This is a genomic window from Serinibacter arcticus, assembly GCF_004786095.1.
GTDB lineage: Bacteria > Actinomycetota > Actinomycetes > Actinomycetales > Beutenbergiaceae > Litorihabitans > Litorihabitans arcticus.
Map to the genome: position 1 here is coordinate 868,777 of NZ_RHPJ01000001.1, position 19,770 is coordinate 888,546.

General features: G+C 73.7%; 23 protein-coding genes. 12 read left to right on the forward strand and 11 right to left on the reverse strand.

The features are described from left to right. Nucleotides 1–45: 45 nt before the first annotated feature. Nucleotides 46–489, reverse strand: a complete 444-nt coding sequence (locus SERN_RS04050; protein ID WP_135848778.1) for an AraC family transcriptional regulator — start codon at nucleotides 487–489, stop codon at nucleotides 46–48. A 32-nt stretch (nucleotides 490–521) separates the two neighbouring features. Next, complete coding sequence (locus tag SERN_RS15955) at nucleotides 522–1,292, reverse strand: GntR family transcriptional regulator (protein WP_135848779.1); 771 nt, start codon at nucleotides 1,290–1,292, stop codon at nucleotides 522–524. Nucleotides 1,293–1,407: 115 nt separating this feature from the next. On the opposite strand from SERN_RS15955, the gene nagB reads away from it, so the two are divergent. From nagB to SERN_RS04075, 4 genes are all read left to right on the forward strand, one after another. Next, a complete protein-coding gene (nagB, locus tag SERN_RS04060; RefSeq protein ID WP_135849023.1) occupies nucleotides 1,408–2,193 on the forward strand; it encodes a glucosamine-6-phosphate deaminase in 786 nt (261 codons plus the stop codon). After that, nucleotides 2,193–3,377, forward strand: a complete 1,185-nt coding sequence (locus tag SERN_RS04065; RefSeq protein ID WP_135848780.1) for an N-acetylglucosamine-6-phosphate deacetylase — start codon at nucleotides 2,193–2,195, stop codon at nucleotides 3,375–3,377. Before nagB ends, SERN_RS04065 begins: the two co-directional genes overlap by 1 nt. 102 nt (nucleotides 3,378–3,479) lie before the next feature. Then, the gene (locus tag SERN_RS04070; protein ID WP_135848781.1) at nucleotides 3,480–4,313 is read left to right on the forward strand and encodes a siderophore-interacting protein; all 834 of its coding nucleotides are present in this window, start codon (nucleotides 3,480–3,482) and stop codon (nucleotides 4,311–4,313) included. A 33-nt stretch (nucleotides 4,314–4,346) separates the two neighbouring features. Beyond that, nucleotides 4,347–4,886: a DinB family protein gene (locus SERN_RS04075; protein WP_135848782.1), complete on the forward strand. Its 540-nt coding sequence runs from the start codon at nucleotides 4,347–4,349 to the stop codon at nucleotides 4,884–4,886. A gap of 35 nt (nucleotides 4,887–4,921) precedes the next feature. On the opposite strand, the gene SERN_RS04080 is transcribed toward SERN_RS04075, so the two are convergent. Beyond that, nucleotides 4,922–5,245, reverse strand: a complete 324-nt coding sequence (locus SERN_RS04080) for a DUF4333 domain-containing protein (protein WP_233251447.1) — start codon at nucleotides 5,243–5,245, stop codon at nucleotides 4,922–4,924. A gap of 162 nt (nucleotides 5,246–5,407) precedes the next feature. Here SERN_RS04080 and SERN_RS04085 point away from each other — a divergent pair, with 162 nt between their 5' ends. Continuing rightward, complete coding sequence (locus SERN_RS04085; RefSeq protein WP_135848783.1) at nucleotides 5,408–6,019, forward strand: dihydrofolate reductase family protein; 612 nt, start codon at nucleotides 5,408–5,410, stop codon at nucleotides 6,017–6,019. On the opposite strand, the gene SERN_RS04090 is transcribed toward SERN_RS04085, so the two are convergent. Beyond that, entirely contained in the window at nucleotides 5,986–6,666 is a 681-nt protein-coding gene (locus SERN_RS04090) for an EF-Tu/IF-2/RF-3 family GTPase (protein WP_158292556.1), read from the reverse strand. The two genes, SERN_RS04085 and SERN_RS04090, sit on opposite strands and share 34 nt — an antisense overlap. A gap of 217 nt (nucleotides 6,667–6,883) precedes the next feature. Between SERN_RS04090 and SERN_RS04095 the strand changes: the two genes are divergently transcribed. Further along, on the forward strand, nucleotides 6,884–7,183 hold the full coding sequence (locus tag SERN_RS04095; RefSeq protein WP_135848785.1) for an iron-sulfur cluster assembly accessory protein: 300 nt from the start codon (nucleotides 6,884–6,886) through the stop codon (nucleotides 7,181–7,183). A gap of 87 nt (nucleotides 7,184–7,270) precedes the next feature. Continuing rightward, the gene (locus tag SERN_RS04100) at nucleotides 7,271–7,855 is read left to right on the forward strand and encodes a 1-acyl-sn-glycerol-3-phosphate acyltransferase (RefSeq protein WP_199241511.1); all 585 of its coding nucleotides are present in this window, start codon (nucleotides 7,271–7,273) and stop codon (nucleotides 7,853–7,855) included. Nucleotides 7,856–7,879: 24 nt separating this feature from the next. On the opposite strand, the gene SERN_RS04105 is transcribed toward SERN_RS04100, so the two are convergent. Then, nucleotides 7,880–8,386 carry a GNAT family N-acetyltransferase gene (locus SERN_RS04105; RefSeq protein WP_199241487.1) on the reverse strand — a complete coding sequence of 169 codons (507 nt, stop codon included), beginning with the start codon at nucleotides 8,384–8,386 and terminating at the stop codon, nucleotides 7,880–7,882. 54 nt (nucleotides 8,387–8,440) lie between these two features. On the opposite strand from SERN_RS04105, the gene def reads away from it, so the two are divergent. Then, entirely contained in the window at nucleotides 8,441–9,010 is a 570-nt protein-coding gene (def, locus tag SERN_RS04110) for a peptide deformylase (RefSeq protein WP_135848787.1), read from the forward strand. Between the two features lie 19 nt (nucleotides 9,011–9,029). On the opposite strand, the gene SERN_RS04115 is transcribed toward def, so the two are convergent. Genes SERN_RS04115 through yczE form a run of 3 tightly spaced genes read right to left on the reverse strand, consistent with a single transcriptional unit; the run spans nucleotide 9,030 to nucleotide 11,662 of the window. Next, nucleotides 9,030–10,025 (reverse strand): NAD-dependent epimerase/dehydratase family protein, encoded by a 996-nt coding sequence (locus SERN_RS04115; protein ID WP_135848788.1) that lies wholly within the window; start codon nucleotides 10,023–10,025, stop codon nucleotides 9,030–9,032. Nucleotides 10,026–10,034: 9 nt separating this feature from the next. Continuing rightward, a complete protein-coding gene (locus SERN_RS04120; RefSeq protein WP_158292557.1) occupies nucleotides 10,035–11,003 on the reverse strand; it encodes a DMT family transporter in 969 nt (322 codons plus the stop codon). After that, entirely contained in the window at nucleotides 11,000–11,662 is a 663-nt protein-coding gene (gene yczE, locus SERN_RS04125; protein WP_199241488.1) for a membrane protein YczE, read from the reverse strand. The genes SERN_RS04120 and yczE overlap by 4 nt, the downstream gene beginning before the upstream one ends. Nucleotides 11,663–11,723: 61 nt before the next feature. Here yczE and SERN_RS04130 point away from each other — a divergent pair, with 61 nt between their 5' ends. Beyond that, nucleotides 11,724–13,271 (forward strand): aminotransferase-like domain-containing protein, encoded by a 1,548-nt coding sequence (locus SERN_RS04130; RefSeq protein WP_135848790.1) that lies wholly within the window; start codon nucleotides 11,724–11,726, stop codon nucleotides 13,269–13,271. 255 nt (nucleotides 13,272–13,526) lie between these two features. Here SERN_RS04130 and SERN_RS04135 read toward each other — a convergent pair whose 3' ends face one another. The 3 genes from SERN_RS04135 to SERN_RS04145 form a co-directional block, all read right to left on the reverse strand. After that, nucleotides 13,527–14,036, reverse strand: coding sequence for a MarR family winged helix-turn-helix transcriptional regulator (locus SERN_RS04135; protein WP_135848791.1), 510 nt, complete (start codon nucleotides 14,034–14,036; stop codon nucleotides 13,527–13,529). Nucleotides 14,037–14,175: 139 nt separating this feature from the next. Continuing rightward, a complete protein-coding gene (locus SERN_RS04140; protein WP_135848792.1) occupies nucleotides 14,176–14,520 on the reverse strand; it encodes a hypothetical protein in 345 nt (114 codons plus the stop codon). Between the two features lie 116 nt (nucleotides 14,521–14,636). Further along, the gene (locus SERN_RS04145) at nucleotides 14,637–16,808 is read right to left on the reverse strand and encodes a threonine/serine exporter family protein (protein WP_135848793.1); all 2,172 of its coding nucleotides are present in this window, start codon (nucleotides 16,806–16,808) and stop codon (nucleotides 14,637–14,639) included. A 158-nt stretch (nucleotides 16,809–16,966) separates the two neighbouring features. On the opposite strand from SERN_RS04145, the gene SERN_RS04150 reads away from it, so the two are divergent. Genes SERN_RS04150 through SERN_RS04160 form a run of 3 tightly spaced genes read left to right on the forward strand, consistent with a single transcriptional unit; the run spans nucleotide 16,967 to nucleotide 19,740 of the window. Further along, nucleotides 16,967–17,347, forward strand: coding sequence for a hypothetical protein (locus SERN_RS04150; protein WP_135848794.1), 381 nt, complete (start codon nucleotides 16,967–16,969; stop codon nucleotides 17,345–17,347). Nucleotides 17,348–17,360: 13 nt separating this feature from the next. Further along, complete coding sequence (locus SERN_RS04155) at nucleotides 17,361–17,600, forward strand: hypothetical protein (protein ID WP_135848795.1); 240 nt, start codon at nucleotides 17,361–17,363, stop codon at nucleotides 17,598–17,600. Nucleotides 17,601–17,655: 55 nt separating this feature from the next. After that, on the forward strand, nucleotides 17,656–19,740 hold the full coding sequence (locus SERN_RS04160; RefSeq protein ID WP_135848796.1) for an NAD(+) synthase: 2,085 nt from the start codon (nucleotides 17,656–17,658) through the stop codon (nucleotides 19,738–19,740). The last annotated feature ends 30 nt before the right edge of the window (nucleotides 19,741–19,770 follow it).

Here is a 19,770-nt window from a genome sequence, read left to right on the forward strand (position 1 = left end):
TCTGCGCTGGTCGACCCTGACGGACGCCTGGCCCCCTGTCCTTCGTCAGCTGGATGCGCTGATCGGGACGAGGCAGTCGACCTCGCCCTCGCGGCGGTAGTACTCGATGTGGGGTCTCGTCGGATCGTGATCTGCATGGGCGAAGAGCACCTCGAAGGCCGGGGCGATGTCTCCGTACACGGCAGGAGCGGACCCTCGCAGGCGGAGGCGGAGATAACGGCCTCCGGGGATGACCGTCTCATCGTGACCACGAGGGTTGTCGTGGTCACGGTCCAGGCGGCTGGTGGACATCCGGTAGACGCCGTCGGCGCCGTAGAAGAGACCCATCATCGTGCGTCCTCGCAGGGAGTCGAAGGAGCCTTCGAAGTCTGGCCAGGCGCTCTGGATGGTGGCGATGTCCAGCCGCACGTCGCGACTGAGGGCGGGAGTGTCCGCCAGCGTGACGACGTTCATACGACCGAGCTCGTGGTTCGTCGGGTAGGTGCTCATGCCCCGTGCCTACCGGATCTTCGGCCAGCTCTTCAACGCGCCGACGAGCCGCTGACGGGTGTCCGGGTGGGGTGGAGCCGATCGGTCAGGGACATGTGCACCTGGTAGCGGTCCCCGCGGTACCAGGAGGTCACGTGCTCGACCGCCCGGCCGTCGCCGGTCGCCGAGGTCCTCCGGAAGACCAGCAGCGGCGCTCCGGCGTCGACCCCGAGGGGTTCGGCGAGTGCGACGTCGGCCGCCTCCGCCCACGCCGTCTGCTCGGCCCGCTCGATCCGGACGCCGTAGGCCTCGCCCAGCAACGCGTAGAGCGAACCCGTCAGGTCCTGATCGCCGAGATCGGGCAGCACCGCGGGCGAGTACCACGCCACCTCCAGCGCCATCGGCACTCCCCCGGCCAGCCGCAGGCGCTCGACCCGCCACGCCGGTGCGCCGCTATCGAGCGCGAGCGCAGTCCGGACCTCCGCCGTCGAGCGCTCGAGCCGCGCCGACCGCAGGATCGTCGACGGCTGCAGGCCGCGGCGACGCATGTCCTGCGTGAACGAGGCGAGGTGCAGCGTCGACTGGACGCGCGGCCCCGCCACGAACGTTCCCCTGCCGTGGACCCGGTAGAGCACCTGCTCCTCGACGAGCCGCCCGATCGCCTCGCGCACCGTGGCCCTGCTGACCCCGTGGGCCGCCATCAGCTCGCGCTCCGAGGGGATCGCGGCGTGGGCCTGCCAGGTCGAGCCCACCTGCTCGAGGAGGAGCGCACGCAACCGCGCGTGCTTGAGGACGCGACCGTCCGTCGCCGCCGTGCCGCTCATCGTCATCCGTCCTCCGTGCGTTGACAGGCCCCGACCCGAACCCCCACCATCAACTGGTACGGACCAGTTGTCCACCGCGCGCGCGGTCATCGTCACACTCCTGGAGGAGGACCTCGTGGAGGTCATCATCGTCGAGCGCCCGCAGGACGCGGCCCCGATCGTCGCCGACGCCTGCACCAGCCTGCTGAGCGCGAAGCCGGCCGCCGTGCTCGGGCTGGCGACGGGGTCGACCCCCCTGCCCGTGTACGCCGAGCTCGTCCGCCGACACCGCGAGGAGGGGCTGACCTTCGCCGCGGCCCGCGCGTTCCTGCTCGACGAGTACGTCGGCCTCGCCGCCGATCACCCCGAGCGCTACCGCGCGGTCATCGAGCGCGACTTCACCGGCCACGTCGATCTCGACCCGGCCGCCGTCGTCGGCCCCGACGGCCTCGCGGAGGACCTGGCCGCCGCCGGGCCGGCCTACGACGACGCGATCCGCGCGGCCGGGGGGATCGATCTGCAGATCCTCGGCATCGGCGTCGACGGCCACCTCGCGTTCAACATGCCGATGAGCAGCCTCGCGAGCCGCACCCGCCTGAAGACGCTCACGCCGCGCACGCGGGAGGACAACGCCCGCTTCTTCGACGGCGACCTCGATCGCGTACCGACGCACTGCCTCACGCAGGGCCTCGGCACGATCATGGAGAGCCGGCACGCCGTCGTGCTCGGCTTCGGCCGGGCCAAGGCGCAGGCGGTGCGCGAGTGCGTGGAGGGCGCGATCTCGGCGCACTGGCCCGCCTCGGTCCTCCAGCTGCACCCGCACGCCACCGTGGTCGTCGACGCCGAGGCCGCGAGCCAGCTCGCGTTCGCCGACTACTACCGCACGACCTACGCGGGCAAGCCGGACTGGCAGGGGATCTGATGCTCGTCCGAGCGGCGAGCGCCCTCGTCGACGGCGCCCTCACCGGGCCCGTCCTGGTGAGCGTCGAGGGCGGGCGGATCCGCGCCGTCGACAGCGATCCCCTCGCGGTGGCGGCCGCCCCGTCGCGCCACCTCCACGCCGATCTCACGAGCGGGGTGCTGACACCCGGGCTCCTGGACCTGCAGGTGAACGGTTCGTTCGGCGCCGACTTCGCCGACGCGACGCCGCAGGAGTGGGCCACGGCGCTGGACGGTCTCGCGGCCCACGGCGTGACCGGCATCGAGCCGACCGTCATCACCGCCCCGCTCGCGGACCTGCACGGCGCGTTCGACCGCATCCTGGCGGCGCGCGAGTCGCTGGCCGCCGGCGCCGACCACCCGGTCGCCCGCATCCTCGGGGCGCACCTCGAGGGGCCGTTCCTCTCGCCGGAGCGCCGCGGCACCCACCGCACGGAGTGGATGCTGCCGCCGTCGCCCGAGCACCTCGACACCCTCCTGGCCCACCCCGCGACGCGGGAGGTGCTGCTCACCGTCACGCTCGCCCCCGAGCTGCCGGGCGCGATCGAGGCGATCCGCCGGCTCGTCGGCGACGGCCTCATCGCCTCCGTCGGGCACTCGGACGCGAGCGCCGCCCAGGTCCACGCCGCGGCCGACGCCGGGGCGACGATGGTCACCCACCTCTTCAACGCCCAGCGCCCCCTGGGCCATCGCGAACCGGGCGTCGTGGGCGCCGCGCTCGCCGACGACCGACTCCACCTCGGCACGATCCTCGACGGGCAGCACGTGCTCGGCAGCGTGGTCGGGATCGTCATGGCGGCCGCACCCGGGCGCGTGGTGGGCGTGACCGACGCGATCGTGACGGCGGGTCTGCCACCGGGGACGTGGCTCACCTTCGGCGGCGCCGAGGTGGCCGGGGACGAGACCGGGCTGGGTCGCCGTCGCGACGGCACCATCGCCGGCGCCGGCATCCTGCTGGACGAGGGCGTGCGCCGCACGATCGCGGCCGGTGTCGCCCCCGCCGTCGTGCTGGCGAGCTGCACCGAGGTGGCCGCGCGCTCGATCGGGCGCGACGACGTCGGACACCTGCGGCCCGGCGCGCACGCCGACCTCGTGTGGTGGGACGAGAGCTGGCTGCCGCAGCGGGTCTGGGTGGCGGGCACGGAGCGGCTCGTCCCTACCCGGTGATGCGCCGCGCAGCAGCTCGAACGCTACCCAGGTAAGCCTTACCTTGGTCTAGGGTGGGCGCGTCCGGCACCGGACGCTCACCCCGTCGACCCGAGGAACGCCATGGCCCGCCACACCCGTCTCGTGAAGCCCGCGCAGCAGGGCCTGGTCCACCTCACGGTGCTGCGCACGCGGCGCCTGTCGCCGCACTGGATGCGCGTCACGCTCGGCGGGGCGGAGGTCGACTCGTTCACCCCGATGGGCTACGACCAGTGGTTCCGCCTCTTCCTCCCGGTCGGCGGCGAGGAGGGTCTGGACCGGCTGCCCGCCAAGGCCAACCAGATGATCGGCTACCTTCGCTACCTGCGCATCCCCGACGGCGTGCGCCCCGTGATGCGCAACTACACCGTGCGTGCGCACCGCCCGGCGTCGGGGACGAACGGTGCGGAGATCGACGTCGACCTCGTGCTCCACGGCACGCCGCATGACGGTACGGCGGGACCCGCGTCGAGCTGGGCGCAGACGTGCGCGGCCGGCGAGAGCGTCGTCATCATCGACGAGGGGCTGGGGTTCAATCCGGCGCACGGGACGGCGTCGGTGCTGCTCGTCGGTGACGAGACGGCGCTGCCCGCCGTCGCCGGGATCTGCGCCTCGCTGCCACCGGACGCGACCGGTACCGCGCTGGTGGAGGTCCCCTCGCTCGAGGACGCGCAGGAGATCGCCCGGCCCGACGGCGTCGGGCTCCGGTGGATCGTGCGTGATGCCTCCGTCAAGCCCGGAACCCTGGCGCTGGCCGCGCTGCGGGACCTCCCCGCCGCCGAGATCGATGGCGACCGCGTGCACGCGTGGATCGCCGGCGAGCAGGCGCTCGCGACCGACGGCCGCCGCCACCTCGTCAACGACCGAGGTGTGGCGAAGGACCGGGTGAGCTTCACCGGGTACTGGAAATGCGGGTGACGGAGCCGCACGCGGTGCGCCACACTGCAGCGCGTGACGATCATCGACGCGCAGGGCCGACCCGAACCCCCGCTGTGCGCGGGTGAGGCGGACACGCTGGTGGGGTTCCTGGAGTTCCACCGGGCCACGCTCGAGTGGAAGACATCAGGTCTCGACGCCGCGGGACTGGCCGCCACGACCGCCGCCTCGGCCCTGACGCTCGGCGGGCTGCTCAAGCACCTCGCCTACGTCGAGGACGTCTGGTTCTCCTACCGGTTCCTGGGCGAGCCACCGAGCGAGCCCTGGGCGTCGGCCGACTGGGAGTCCGACCCCGACTGGGAGCTGACGTCGGCCGCCGCCGACTCGCCGGAGGCGCTCCGCACCCTGTGGCAGGAGGCCGTGGGCCGCTCGCGCGCGATCACCGCCGCGGCGCTCGCCGAGGGTGACCTCGACGCCGTCGAGAAGCGGTCCGGGGGCGAGGACGGCCGGGTCAACCTGCGGTGGATCCTGATCCACATGGTCGAGGAGTACTGCCGGCACAACGGCCACGCCGACCTGCTGCGCGAGGCGGTCGACGGGCTGCGCGGGGAGTAGCGGCCCCGGCGCGGCCTCGCGGTCGCCGTGCCGGATCAGTCGTTGGCCTCCTGCGCGACCTGGACGTCGATGTTGAAGTTCGTGCCGTCGACGTCGGACAGCGTCACCGTGGTGTCGTACTCGTCGCCGGTGGTCGGGTCGGTGAGCTCGCAGTCCACGACCTCGCCGTCCACGAGGTCGACCTGGTCGTCGCCGCAGTCGATGTCCGGGCGCTGCCCGACCTGCTCCTCGAGCGCGCCCTCCGCCTCCTCGGCGATCTGTTCGGCACCGACGGTGCGGTTCGCCGAGGCGGTGACGCTGCACGCTCCGAGGACGAGGATGCCGAGGACGGCGGCCGTGGCCGTGATGGTTCGCTTCACAGTTGTCTCCCTAGGAACGTTTCGGTCACGCTAGCGGAGCCCCGTGCGGCACAGGGGGACGGATGTGGGGCAGGGATCGGATGTGGTTCACGGACCGGTGACTTCGCGGCGCGTCGTCGGTCCTCCTGACGACACGCACCCGCCGACGTCCAGGAGGACACCATGGCCGCGATCGTCTCCACCCTCTTCGTCTCCCTCGACGGCGTCGCCGAGATCGACCCCGCGTGGCACCTGCCGTACTTCGACGAGGCCATGGGCGCCGCCGTCGGCGCCGACTACGAGGGTGTCGACGTTCTGCTCCTCGGCCGCGTGACCTATGAAAGCTTCGCCGGTGCGTGGCCGGACCGCGAGGCCGCCGGGGGCGAGGACGCCGCGTTCGCCGGGCAGCTCGGCGACCTGCGCAAGCTGGTCGCCACCCGCCGCGAGCCCGGCGCCGATCTCGGCTGGCGGAACGTCGCCGCCACCGACGACGTCGTCGCCGCGGTCAGCGAGCTGCGGGCCGACGAGACGATCGGCAAGGTCCTGGTGGCCGGCTCGATCTCGGTGGTGCAGCAGCTCCTCGCGGCGGGCGTGCTGGACGAGCTGCGACTCCTGGTGCACCCCGTCGTCGCGGGTCGCGGCGAGCAGCTGTTCGCGCGCTCGGACGCGCCCCTCCCGCTGCGTCTGGTCAGCTCGCAGGTCTTCCCGACCGGTGTCACGCAGCTCGTCTACTCCCCCGCGCCCTCCCCCGGCGCGGCCGGCTACGAGGACGCCGCGGAGAACCTTCCGTCCTGAGCCGACCCTCCCGCGGCGGTGACGACGTCGCCCCGCGCCAGATCCGCCCGCGTCACCCCGGACAGGACCAGGCCGACCAGGTCACCGGCCGACGCCGTCGTCCGCTGCTCGCGGAACGCCTCGATGCCGTCGACCCTGACGTGGGCCAGGAGGTGACCTTCGCGCAGCAGCGCGACCGTCTGGCCGGTGCGGACCTCACCCCGCGCCACTCGCCCGGTCACGACGGTGCCGCGGCCCGTGATCGTGAAGACGTCCTCGATCTGGAGGGTGAAGGACGAGCCGGCGCCCGCGTCGTCGTCGATCACGGCGTCGGTGACGGCGTCGGTCACGGCATCGGTCACGGCATCCACCGGCGAGGGCGCCACCGCGCCTCGACGCTGCGCCAGCCTCGTCGTCACGGCGACGGAGTGCGCGCCGGTCAGGAGCGCGGCGCCGACCACGACCCAGATGCCGGTCTCGGACGAGGGCAGCTCCAGGACGATGCCCACCAGGACCGCGACGACCAGCACGCACCCGTTGATCAGTGCCATCCGGACGAGTGCGCGCGATCGAGAACGGGCGTCGTCGTCGGCGCTCGGCACGGGACGAGCGCCGGGGACCGGGATCTGGTGCGGGATCCTGGGCCGGCCGTCGGGGTAGAAGCTCATGACACGAGACGGTAGCGGCGCGGCGCCGTCGGCGGTCGAGTCGAGCGACGTCGGAGGCGGACCGTACGGCCGCCCGACGCCCCCTCCAAGGACGTCCTGGTGGGTGAGACCCCTGTCTCGCGCATCGGAAGATGTGCCGTGGGGCCTTGCATCTGCGCCGCGGATTTGTTGCCGTGGAGTCAGTCGGTGGAACGTCCACCCACGAGAGGAGACGCGCATGCTGACCCTGACCGAGAACGCCCAGACCGCCGTGAACGAGATTGCCGAGCACGCCGACCTGCCCACCGGCGGCGGCCTGCGCATCGCCCCGTCCACCACCCAGCCCGGTGGCCTCGACCTCGGGCTCGCGGCCGAGCCGGTGCCCGGTGACCAGGTCATCGAGACCGGTGCCGTCCCCGTCTTCGTCGAGCCGCAGGCGTCCGAGGCACTGGCGACGCTGACGCTCGACACCGCGCCGGCCACGCCCGACCAGCCCGGCCCTGCCTTCCAGCTGACGCCGCAGGCGCCGCAGGACTGACAGCACCACGACGCCCCGGGAGCCACGGCTCCCGGGGCGTCGTCGTGCTCGGACCGCGGCCTGTCCGCCACCTAGGCTGGACGGGTGATGTCACGACTGCGCCGCACCCTCGCCCGGACGTTCTGGCGCGTGAGCCGGTGGACGCTCCGCTCGCACCCCCAGCCCGACGTTCCCCGCATCCTCATCGGGGCGCCCCACACCTCGAACTGGGACTTCGTGCTCATGCTGGCGATCGCGTGGGAGGCCGAGATCCCGCTGCGCTGGCTCGGGAAGACATCGCTCTTCGCCGGCCCGGCCGGCCCTCTGATGCGGGCTCTCGGCGGGATCCCCGTCGACCGATCCGATCCCAGCAGGGTGGTCGCGGAGGTCCTGCACGAGCAGCGGACCACGGGCGCCTTCTCCCTCGTCGTGACCCCCGAGGGCACGCGGGGCGGTGCCGAGCACTGGAAGTCCGGCTTCTACCGGATCGCGCGCGAGGCTGACCTTCCGGTCACCCTGGGCTACGTCGACCGGACCACGATGACCACGGGACTCGGCCCGACCCTGACCCTGACCGGCGACGTGCGTGCCGACATGGACGAGGTGCGCGCGTTCTACGCCGACAAGTCCGGCTTCACCCCGAGCCGCCGCATCGAGCCACGGCTGCGGTCCGAGGATTCCGACGCCGAGTAGCGCGCGGACGGCGCGACGAGCGCGTCAGTCCTCGAGCGACAGCTGGAGCAGGTAGGTGCCCAGGCGCTGACCGAGCTTCTCCCCGATCGCCCGCAGGTGACCCACCTGCTCGAACCCGACCTTGCGGTGCAGCGCGAACGAGCCCTCGGCGCCCGCGTCCGAGACGACGGCGATCGCCTGCCGCGCGCCGCGCGCGCGAGCCTCGTCGAGAACGGTCGTCAGCAGCGCGGTGCCGGTGCCGCGCCCGGTGGCTGCGGCGTCGAGGTAGATCGTCTCCTCGACCGTGAGGTCGTAGGCGGGCCGGGCTCGCCAGAAGGTGACGTACGCGAAGCCGATGACGGTGCCGTCGTCGTCCTGCGCGACCAGGAAAGGCCAGCCTCGCCGCTCGATGTCGGCGGCCTTGACGCCCCAGTCCTCCACGGTCATGGGGACGGTCTCGAACGTGGCCGTGGAGTCCGTGACGTAGTGCGCGTAGATCCGAGCCACGGCCTCCAGATCGGGCGGGCTCAGGGGTCGGACGTGTGCACTCACGCCCACGAGGGTACGCCGGGGGCCCAGCCGCGCCCGGCCTACTACCCTTGTCCGGTGGCCATTCTTCCCATCGTCATCACCGGCGACCCCGTCCTGCACCGTCCCGCCTCCCCCGTCACGGAGGTGACGGACGACGTCCGCCGCCTCGTCGCGGACATGTACGAGACCATGGACGAGGCCCCGGGGGTCGGCCTCGCGGCGCCGCAGGTCGGCGTCGGGCTGCGGATCTTCGTCTACTCCTACGAGGACGACGAGGGCGAGCCCTGGCGCGGCGTCGTGATCAACCCGGAGCTGTGGATCACTCCCCCCGTCCCCGGTGACCCCGACGAGGACGAGGAGGTCGAGGGCTGCCTCTCGGTCCCCGGCGAGCGGTTCGCGCTGCGCCGGTCCGAGCGCGCGATCGTCACCGGGAACGACCTCGAGGGCGCACCGGTGCGCCTGGCGGTCGACGGCTGGCGCGCCCGCATCCTCCAGCACGAGTTCGACCACCTCGACGGGACGCTCTACGTCGACCGTCTCACCCACCCCGACGACCGCGACGAGCTCGAGGAGATCGTCGCCGAGCAGGGCTGGGGCAAGCCCGGTCTCTCGTGGCTCCCGGGCCGCGACAACCTCGAGGGCTGAGCGCGCGGCGTCGGCCGACCTAGGCGGGCAGCGCCAGCAGCTCGCGCTCCCGCTCGTCCGTGAGGCCCGACGCCGGAGCCTCGCCCCGCGCGTCGTGGAACGCCAGGGCGGCGCTGAAGGTCTCGGCCAGGGGCCGCAGCACGAGCCCCGCGGCGGTCGCGGCGGCGTTGCTGCGCGCGGGGAAGCCGGTCCACCCCGGATCGTCCAACCACAGCGGGAGCGACCCGGGTCCCGCCCACGGCGCGACGTCGTGCGCGCGCAACCAGTCGTCGTCGCGCGTCACGAGCGTGCGGTCCGAGCCGTCCGCCCCCGCCGCCAGACGGGCCGCGACCAGCGCCTGCGCGAACGGCACCGCATCGCCGACGGCGTTGAACACACCGCCGATCCCGTGCTCGGCGACGTGCACGATCCAGATCGCGAGGTCGCGGACGTCGATGAGCTGCACGCCCAGCCCGGGGGCGAGCGGGACGAGCACGCGACCGCCGGGGTCGGACGGGTGGGCGAACCGCCACGGCCAGTAGCCGGAGCGACCGGAGGCGTCGCCGTCGCCCCCGATCAGTCCGGCCCGCACGATGGTGGCCGCCTCGTGCCCGAACCGCTCGAGCACGATCTCCTCGCACGCGACCTTCGCGGGGCCGTACTCGCTCATCGAACTCATCGCGTCGCCGTCGAGGCGCGGCAGGAGCGGGCCGTCCTCGGTGAGCCCGGACGTGGCGGTGTCGGCGTAGACGCTGCCGGTGGAGACGAACGCGTAGTGGTCCGCGCGCAGCTCCCGCGCGGATCGCCGCACCTGCCCCGGCGCCACCGACACGTCCACGACGGCGTCCCACGGCTCGTCGCGCACGCCGGCCAGTCCGTCGTCGGCATCGCGGTCGCCGCGCACCCACCGGGCGCCGTCGGGCACGTCACCGCTCTCGCCGCGCGTGAGGCACACGACGTCGTGGCCCGCCGCGAGCGCCGCCGTCACCACCGCGCGGCCGAGGAAGACCGAACCGCCGAGCACGAGGAGTCTCATGCGTCGAACCTAGGCGACCGGGCCGAGGGCGTCGTCGGCGGCCGCCGTCGTCGCGCGGCGGCGTTCGACGACGAGCACGGCGGAGCTCGCGACGGCGATCGTCGCGAGCACCGCGGTCAGCCGCAGCCCGCCGGCCGAGAGCAGGTCGAGCAGCAGCGCCGTGAGCATCTGCCCGCTGATGACGGTGAGCGTGAGGACGAACGTCCCGAGGTGTCGCACGGCCCACGCGGCCGCGATCGTGATGACGGCGCCCAGCGGTCCGCCCGCGTAGAGCCACCACTGGGGCGGGAACGTGACGCCGTCGAGGCCTCCGGCGCTCCCCGCGACGGCGAGGATCACCGTGATCCCGACCGTCCCGCCCGCGGACGAGGTCAGCCCCGCCAGGACCGGGTCCGCGGTCGCCGCGACGACGCGTCCGTTGCCGGCCTGCTGGATGCACAGCACCGCGCCGGCCACGAACAGCGCGACGCCGACGGCCACCCCCTGCGCCACCGTGACGTCTCCGCCCGAGGAACCGAGGACGGCGATGCCGAGCCCCACGAGCGCGACGAGCCCCGCGAGCAGTCGCCGCCCGGACAGGCGGATCGCGGCGGGGACGCCGACCCCGCGGGCGTCGAGCGCGAGACCGGCCAGCGTCTGGCCCGCGACCGCGCAGACCGAGGCGATCGCGACGCCGACCAGCGGGATGCCGCCGGCCATCGCGAGCACGATCGGGATCCCGCACAGCCCGACGGCGAACCACCACCACCGCGCGCGTCGCCTGATCAGGCCGGCGACGACCCGCGTGCGGCGTCGCGCGAGGACGACCAGCGCCGTCGCGGCGAGCGTGCCGACGTAGGAGAGCCAGCCGGCCACCAGCACACCCGCGCCCGCCGTCGCGAGATCGCCGTTGACCCGGCCCTGCAACGCGATGACGGCACCGCTCGCCGCCGCCCCGATCGCCGCGAGCACGACGAGGGACGGGGCGCGGGAGGTCACGCCTTCAGTATGGGCGGCGCCGGGTCGGCGCCTACCGACACCCGCGGCAGGAACAGCTGCACGAGCGGACCGATCGCGAGCGCGTACGCGACCGTGCCCACGCCCACGCTCCCGCCGAGGAGCCAACCCAGCCCGAGGACGCTCACCTCGAGCAGGGTGCGGACGACGCGGACCGAGCGACCGGTCCTCGCCGCGATCGCGACCCACAGCCCGTCGCGCGGCCCGTTCCCGAGCCGGGTTCCGACGTAGAGCGCCCCGGCGAGACCGTTCAGGACGATGCCGGCCGCGAGCAGACCGATCTGGAGGACGAGCGCGTCCGGACGCGGGACGATCGCGAGTCCGAGGTCGGCGGTGAGACCGATGACGACGACGTTCGCGATCGTGCCGACGCCGACGCGCTGCCGCAGCGGGATCCACGCCAGCAGCACGACGAGGCCGACCAGGATCACGACGGTCCCGAACGTCAGCCCGGTCCGCTGCGCGACTCCCTCGTGCAGCACGTCCCACGGGTTCAGCCCCAGTCCGGCCTGCACCATGAGGGATATCGAGAATCCGTAGAGGGCGAGGCCGCCGAGGAGCTGCGGCAGGCGCCGCCCCATCCCGGGCTCGCGGAGCTGGTCGATCGGGTGGCGCAGGAGGACGCCGACAGTCGTGGTCACGGCACCAGTCTGCGCGACGATTGGCCTGGGAATCGATAGCCAATTCTGCAACAGTGGCTCCATGCCTCCCTCCGTCACCGCGTCCCGACTGGCCGCCCTCGTGCTCGCCCACCTGGACGGCGCGGCGCTCGAGCGTCCCGCCTACGTCTCGCTCGCCGCCGCGGTGCGCGTGCTCGCGGTCGACGGCCGTCTCGGGGCGCACGTCCGTCTCCCGAGCGAGCGCGAGCTGGCGACGGCGCTGGGGCTGTCCCGCACGACGGTCACACGCGCCTACGCACGCCTAGTGGAGGACGGGTGGGCGACCGCGCAGCAGGGGGCCGGCACCTTCCTGCGCATCCCCGGCGACGTCGGTCACGCGGCCTCGCCGCTCGTCCCGATCGAGGGCGTGGGCGGGATCGACGTCGACCTGACGGCGGCGGCCGTGTCATGCGCCCCGGGCCTCGCGGCGCTGATCGAGCGATCCATGGCCGACCTCCCGGCGCTCCTGCTGGGCAAGGGGTACCAGCCGGTCGGTCTCCTCGCGCTGCGCGAGGCGGTCGCCGCCTGGTACGAGCGGCGAGGTCTGCCGACGTCGCCCGACCAGATCGTGGTGACGTCGGGCGCGATGGCGGCGATCGCCGTCGTGCTGCGCGCCCGGGTGCGGCGCGGCGAGCGCGTGGCGGTGGAGACGCCGACGTACGCGTCGGTGCGGTCGGCGATCCGTGGGGCGGGGGCCGGCGTCGTGCCGCTGCCCGCGGGTGTGGACGACGACGGGCTGCCCTCGGTGTGGGACGTCGGGGCGGCCCGGGCGGCGGTGCGGGCGAGCGGGGCCCGCCTGGCCTACCTCATCCCGGAGTTCCACAACCCGACGGGCGAGCTGATGACCGCTCCGGTACGGGCGGACCTGGCCGCCGCGCTGCGCGACGAGGGTGCGGTCGCGCTCGTGGACGAGTCGCTCGCCGACCTGCGGTTCGACCCCGTCGACATGCCCGCGCCGTTCGGCACCCACGCTCCCGACGCGTTCTCCGTCGGCAGCGTCTCCAAGCCGCTGTGGGGCGGCGTCCGGGTCGGGTGGGTGCGATGCCCGACGGCGGAGGTCGCCTCCGTGCGGGCGGCCCGCCTCACGCTGGACATCGGCGCCTCGACGCTGGACCAGCTCGTCGCGACGGAGTTCCTCCGCGCGCCCGCGGAGCTGCTCGGGCGACGCCTGGACAGGCTGCGCACGATGCGCGAGGCATGGCTGGGAGCGCTGGCGGACGTGGCGCCGTCGTGGGAGGTGCGGCGACCCGCCGGCGGGCTGGCGCTGTGGGTCGGGCTGCCGGCGCGCGTGGCACCCGAGCTGCGCGCCGCCGCGGCGCTGCGCGGTGTGGCGATCGCGGTGGGGCCGCAGTTCACCGCGGACGGCAGCGCCCGCAACCGGCTGCGGATACCGCTCACGGCCGAGCTCGCGGACGTTCCGGCCGTGGCCCGGACGCTGGTCGCGGCGTACGACGACGTCGCACCCGACGGCGGGGTGGGGTCGCAGTCGAGGTCGGGCTCGGGGTCGGGGTCGGGGTCGGACAGTCGAACTCGTTCCGACGGTCGGAAGGTCTCGTCGGAGAGCGAGTCGCCCTACCCGCTGATCGCCTGACCACGGTCCGGTCGGGCCCACCAGGTCACGCCGAACCGCCTCGCCCGGCCCGATTCCTGCCCTCGTCCCGGCGTGTCGCAAGCGTCCCGGGCGTGGCGCGCCGCCTCGTCGAACGGATCGTCGATCGTTCGTGTCCTTCGGAAGGACACGAACGATCGCAGAAGTTCGAGGCCGGCCGAGCGGCGACGTCGGTCGGCCGCCGCACGCGAGCCGCGCCGCGCAGCCACACGCGCGCGTAGGAACGGGCGCGGTGGGTCAGGGCTCGAGTCCGGGCCGGAGGTCGGAGAGGTTCCCGGCGAGACGCTCCAGCAGGGCGATCAGCTGAGCCCGCTCACCCGGCGCGAACCCGTCGGTCGCGCGCACCACGGCGCGTCGGGCGCCCGCCGATCCCCGCACGGCTGCCCGAACGCCGCTGTCGGTCGGCAGGTACACGCGGAGCCGACCGTCGAGGTAGGCCTGCTCCCGCGTCACGAGCCGTTGCTCGAGCAGCCTGCCGAGGACCTCGGAGGCCGTCGGCCGGGCCACGCCGAGGTGACGCGCGATCTCCCCGGGCTCGATCGATCGCTCGCGCACCACCTCGTGCAGCGCCAACCACTGCGGCCCGGTCAGCCCGGCGAGAAGGAGCTCGTCGTTGAGCTGCGTCGTGAACAGCCGGGCGGCGCGCGCCAGCGCGAGCACGAGGGTGCCGTCGAGGGAGGCGACCGTCGGCACGTCGGACCTGCCGGACACCAGATCCGACTCCTCGCCCCACCGCTCCGCGGCCATGCCACCACCCCCTCGACGCGCCAGGATGCCGAATGGGAGCCGGCACGCGTGCGTCGTCCACAGGAACGACGACGCCGCGCCACCCGAGGGTGGCGCGGCGTCGTGCGAGCACCGTCGCGCAAGGTGCCGGATGGCTGGATCAGGCGGAGACGCACTCCATCGTCGCCGTGCCCGTGATCTCCTCGACCTGGTCGGCCGTCTCCTGGTCGCGCTGCTCGTCGCGGCCCTCGGCCAGGGTCGCGAGCGTCTCGTCGTCGAGGTCGGACGCCTCGAGCTTCTCGGCGATGCAGGTGATGGCCTCCGGCGTGAAGAGCTCGCCCGCCTCGCCCATCTCCGCCTCCTCGATGATCTGCTGGAACCCGTCGGCGAGCTCCTCGACGGTGGGGCGCTCGGCGGCGCCGCCGCACGCGGTCAGCGCGAGCGCCAGGGCGGGAACGAGCAGGAGCGAGCGGGCGGCGCGGCGCGCAGGCGTGGTGGCAGACATGGTGGGACTCCCTCGGAGGCGATGAGCTGGGGTGCGACCGACGCGGGGTCAGGTCCGCGCGGCGGTTCCCAGGTTAGGCGGGACCTCGCTCGGGGTGAGGAACCAGTTTGTGCCACTCACGCCAGCGCGGCGCCGTCGCCATCGTCGTCGCCGCCGCGCACCGCCCGCGCCAACCCGTGCAGCGCGATGCCGACCAGCACCCCCAGCGAGATCGCCACCATCGTGGCACCCGAGGTCAGGATCGTGCCCATGCCGTCGGTCGCCGTCCCGTCGAGCGTCTGCGTGACGCCGATCAGGCCGAGGGCCCCGGGCACCAGCACCCAGAACCCCGGGAGGAACGACACCAGCGCGGGCGGCCCGTTCCGCTCTCCCGCGGCGTACAGCGCGAGCGGCGTCATCACGGCCGCCCCGACGAGCGCGGACATCACGCCGCCGAACACGAGGCCGCCGAGCACCTGGCCGGCGTAGGCCACCACGACGACCGCCAGCACCCAGGGCATCGAGGACAGACGCACGCAGTGGTAGAGCGCCACGCCGACCACGAAGACCACCACACCGAGCCACGGGCCGAGCGGTCCGAACGCCTGCCCCGGCGTCTCGGCGATCACCGACGCCCGCACCCCGACCAGCCCGGCGGCACCGGAGATGCCTAGCGCGAGCAGCACGAGCTGCATCGCACCGGCGGCCAGTCGCGCCGATCCGGCGATCATCTGGCGCGTGGCAAGGTCGATCACCGCAGTCGTCAGCAGAGCCCCCGGCAGGAACATCACGAGCGGCGGCACGAGCGAGGACAGCAGGTCGATGGGCGCCCCCACCCGCACCAGCCCGAACACCACGGCCGACACCGTGAACGCGCTCGCGAGCACCAGCAGCGCCTGCAGGTAACCGCTCGTGCGCGCCGTCGCGAGCTGGACGACGGCGACCAGCGCCCCGAGCGAGCCGGCGACCAGCAGGTCGGGGAGGTTCGCGCCGAGGATGAGCGCGATCCCCAGGCTGTAGGTGACGTAGCCGCCGAGCTGCACGATCGTGCGGTAGGGCGCCGGCGCCGTGACCGCGCGACGCAGCTGGGTCAGGCCCTCGGTGGGGCCGACGAGACCGCGCCGCGAGCGCTCCGCGATCTGCAGCACGTCCTCGATCTGGTCCAGCCGGTAGGACCGCACCCCGGCGGACGCGGCGGCCGTCTGGGACTGCTCCGACCCCGGCACGGTCACGAGGATCGCGGTCGGCAGCGCGATCACCTGCGTTCCGGGGTAGCCGTTGACCCGCCCGATCTCCTCCAGCGTCCGCGTCACCTCGGCGACCGGGCTCGCGGAGTCGATCAGCGCCTCCCCCAGCGCGATCAGGTAGCGGGTCAGGCCGGCGGCGTCGGGCACGACGGCGTCGCGCGCCGTCGCGATCCCGTGCGCCGGCGTCGCATCGGTCGAGGAGGCGGCGCCGCCCGCGGCGGTGACAGCCGCGACGGCCGCGGGACCCGCCGCAGTCAGACCGGCGGTGGCCTGCGCCGTCGCCCCGGCCGCGGCGGCCCGGTCGCTCGCGGGCGGGACCAGCGGGTCGGACGTCGTTGACCCGCCGTCGGGGTCGAGGACGCCGAGGGTGTCGGGGATCGCGGCGGCGAGCGACGGAAGCACGACCGTGTCGTGCTCGTCGGGCGACGGGGATCCGCCGTCGGGCGCGACCGGGTCGGCAGCGGGTCGGGGCTCGGACTCGAGCTCGGACTGGGTGTACGTCCGGCGACGTACCAGCGCCAGAACGAGCGCGGCGAGCGCGAGCACCGCGATGGCAACGGCGACCATCACTCCCGGGATGGCGGACTGCTCCGCTGCGGGCGGGGTGTTCCAGATGATCGTCGTGGTCTCGGTGCCGGTCGGCTCGGGCGATCCGGGGGTGCCGGTCGTTCCCGTCGTCTCCGTGCCGTCGGTGGTCGACGGCTCGGTCGTCTCCGTCTGATCGGTCGTCCCGGTTCCGGGGTCGGTCGACGTCCCGTCGTCGGTCCCCGAGGGATCGGTCCCGGTCCCCGAACCCTCGGTGCCGGTCGTCGTGTCCGTCCCGGGTGAGGTCGTGCCCGGCGACGTCGTCCCGGGGGTGGTACCGGGGCTCGTGGTCCCGGGCGAAGTCGTTCCCGGGCCGGTGGTGCCGGGGGTCGAGGGCCCGCTCGTCGTGGGTTCGGTCGTGGTCGGGACTGGAGTCGTGGTGCCGGGCGCCGTCGTGCCGGGCGCCGGCGCCGCCCACAGCTCGCCCGTCTCGCGCGAAGCAGCCTCGCCGCTCGTCGTCACCGCCGATGCACCCACGTCTCGAGGGTAACGACCCTGTCCCGCGCGGACGGAGCGCCGACGAGCAGCCCGCGCCACGCCGAGAGGTGTGACTCCCGTCTCCCAGGTCACGAATTGATAACATCTCCCCGAACCCACGACGGTGTGGGTCAGCCGACGTCGCGGAGGAGGTCTCGATGGCGATCGTTCCAGGTGCGCGGCATCCCGCCGCACCGCTGCCCCGACCCCGCGTGGACCCCGCGTCCGGGGACCGGACCGTCGCCCGCCCCCTCGCACGCCCTGTCCCCCACCACGGACGCAACGCGCGAAGCCCGTGGCACTGGCTGTGGGGCGCGGTGGCCCTGGCCATCGGCCTCTTCATCGCCGCGGCCGGCTGGATCGCGTGGATCGCGGGCCCGATCATCACGGTCGCGGCCCTCGTCAGCCTCGTCACCCGCCGCCGGTGGTCCCACCCGGCGCTGTGGATCGGGCTGGGACTGACGCTCGGCGTCGTGCTGCACGTCGTGCTCGGGATCGTCCACGACTCCGGCGGGGCGACGGCGTCGCTCCTGCCCTGACTAGACTTTTCGCGTGGCCGACCCGACGCACCGCAAACGACTCGACAAGGCCGCCGAGGCCATCGCGTCGATGACGGACCCCCTCGACCGGCTCGACGCCGCACGCGCGGCCCGGGAGCAGTTCGAGCGGCTCGAGCTCGAGCAGGTGCGCACGCTCCGCGAGCACGGCACGACGTGGAGCCGGATCGGCGCGCTGTACGGGCTCACCAAGCAGGGCGCGCAGCAGCGGTTCCGCAGCCGCCTCAAGGACTGAGACAGCCCGAGCCGACCTGACCGCTCGGCGCGCCTGCCTGCGGCAGACTCGAGCCATGACCACCCGCGACTTCCGCAACGCCTACCGGCACGGCTTCGCGCGCGTCGCCGCCGTCACGACGCCGATCGTGCTGGCCGACCCCGTCGCGAACGCGGCCGCCGTGGTCGAGCAGGCCCGCGCGCTGGACGCCGACGCCGTCGCCGTCGCCGTCTTCCCCGAGCTCGGCCTGACCGGCTACTCGGTGGACGACCTGGTGCTGGCGGACACGCTGCTGGACTCGGTCGAGCACGCCGTCGGATCGATCGTGACCGCGAGCGCGGACCTGCTGCCGGTGCTGGTCGTCGGGGCGCCGCTGCGGAAGGGCTCACGGATCTACAACTGCGCCGTCGTGATCCACCGCGGGCGCGTCCTCGGCGTCGTGCCGAAGTCCGCCCTGCCGAACTACCGCGAGTTCTACGAGCGGCGCTGGTACGCGCCGGGCGACGACCAGCGCGGGCAGAGCCTCATCCTGCGCCACCTGCCCGACGCCGGAGCGGTCCCGTTCGGTCCGGACCTGCTGTTCCGCGCCGTCGACCACCCCGACCTGGTGATCTTCGCCGAGGTCTGCGAGGACTACTGGGTGCCGATCCCGCCGTCGGCCGAGGCGTCGCTGGCCGGGGCCACCGTGCTGCTCAACCTGTCCGGCTCGCCCATCACGATCGGCCGGGCCGACGACCGGCACCTGCTCTCGCGCTCGTCCAGCGCGCGGGGCGTCGCGGCCTACGCCTACGCCGCCGCCGGCGTCGGGGAGTCCACGAACGACGTCTCGTGGGACGGCCAGACGATGATCTACGAGAACGGCACCCTGCTGGCGCAGACCGAGCGGTTCCCGCACGTGGCGCAGGCCTCGATCGCGGACGTCGACGTCGCCTCCCTCGCCTCGGAGCGGCTGCGCCAGGGCTCGTTCGACGACAACCGGCGCACGCACGCCGAGCGTGTCGGGCAGTTCCGCACGATCGACTTCACGCTCGACGCACCGACGGGCGACGTAGGGCTGCGCCGCGCCGTCGACCGCTTCCCGTTCGTGCCCGACGACGTCGCGCGCCTCGCGCAGGACTGCTACGAGGCGTTCAACATCCAGGTCTCCGGGCTGGAGCAGCGGATGCGGGCGATCGGGCTGCCGAAGCTCGTGATCGGCGTCTCGGGCGGGCTCGACTCCACGCACGCGCTGCTCGTGTGCGCCCAGGCGGTCGATCGGCTCGGGCTGCCGCGCGAGCACATCCTGGCGTTCACGATGCCGGGATTCGCGACGTCGGACCACACGCGGTCGAACGCCTGGAAGCTCGGGCGCTCGCTCGGGGTGACGTTCGAGGAGATCGACATCAGGCCGGCGGCGACCGAGCTGCTGACCGGGCTCGGACACGCCTTCTCCCGCGGCGAGCCCGTCTACGACGTGACGTTCGAGAACGTCCAGGCCGGCATCCGTACGGACTTCCTGTTCCGGCTCGCGAACCAGCGCGGCGGGATCGTGGTCGGCACCGGGGACCTGTCGGAGCTGGCGCTCGGGTGGTGCACCTACGGTGTCGGCGACCAGATGTCGCACTACGCCGTGAACCCGGGCGTACCGAAGACGCTGATGCAGCACCTCATCCGGTGGACCATCTCGACCGAGCAGTTCGACGGCGAGACCGACGCCGTGCTGCAGTCCGTGCTCGACACCGAGATCTCCCCCGAGCTGGTGCCGGCGGGGCAGGACGGCGCGGTGCAGTCCACCGAGTCGACGATCGGCCCGTACGCGCTCCACGACTTCACGCTGTTCCACACGCTGCGGAAGATGTCGGCGCCGTCGAAGATCGCGTTCCTCGCCGAGCACGCGTGGGCTGATCCTGCGGCGGGGCTGTGGCCCGAGGGGTTCCCGGAGGAGGGGCGGCCGTCCTACGACCTCGCCGAGATCCGGCGCTGGCTGGACGTGTTCCTGCGCCGCTACTTCGCCAACCAGTTCAAGCGGACCGCCATACCGAACGGGCCGAAGGTCGCCTCCGGAGGGTCGCTCTCGCCGCGCGGGGACTGGCGGATGCCGTCGGACGCGCGGGCCACGACGTGGTTGGCCGAGCTGCACGGGGCGCTGGATCCGGTGCTGGGGGCGGTCGAGAAGCAGTGACGCCGGCCGGCGGACTCGACCCGGAGATTC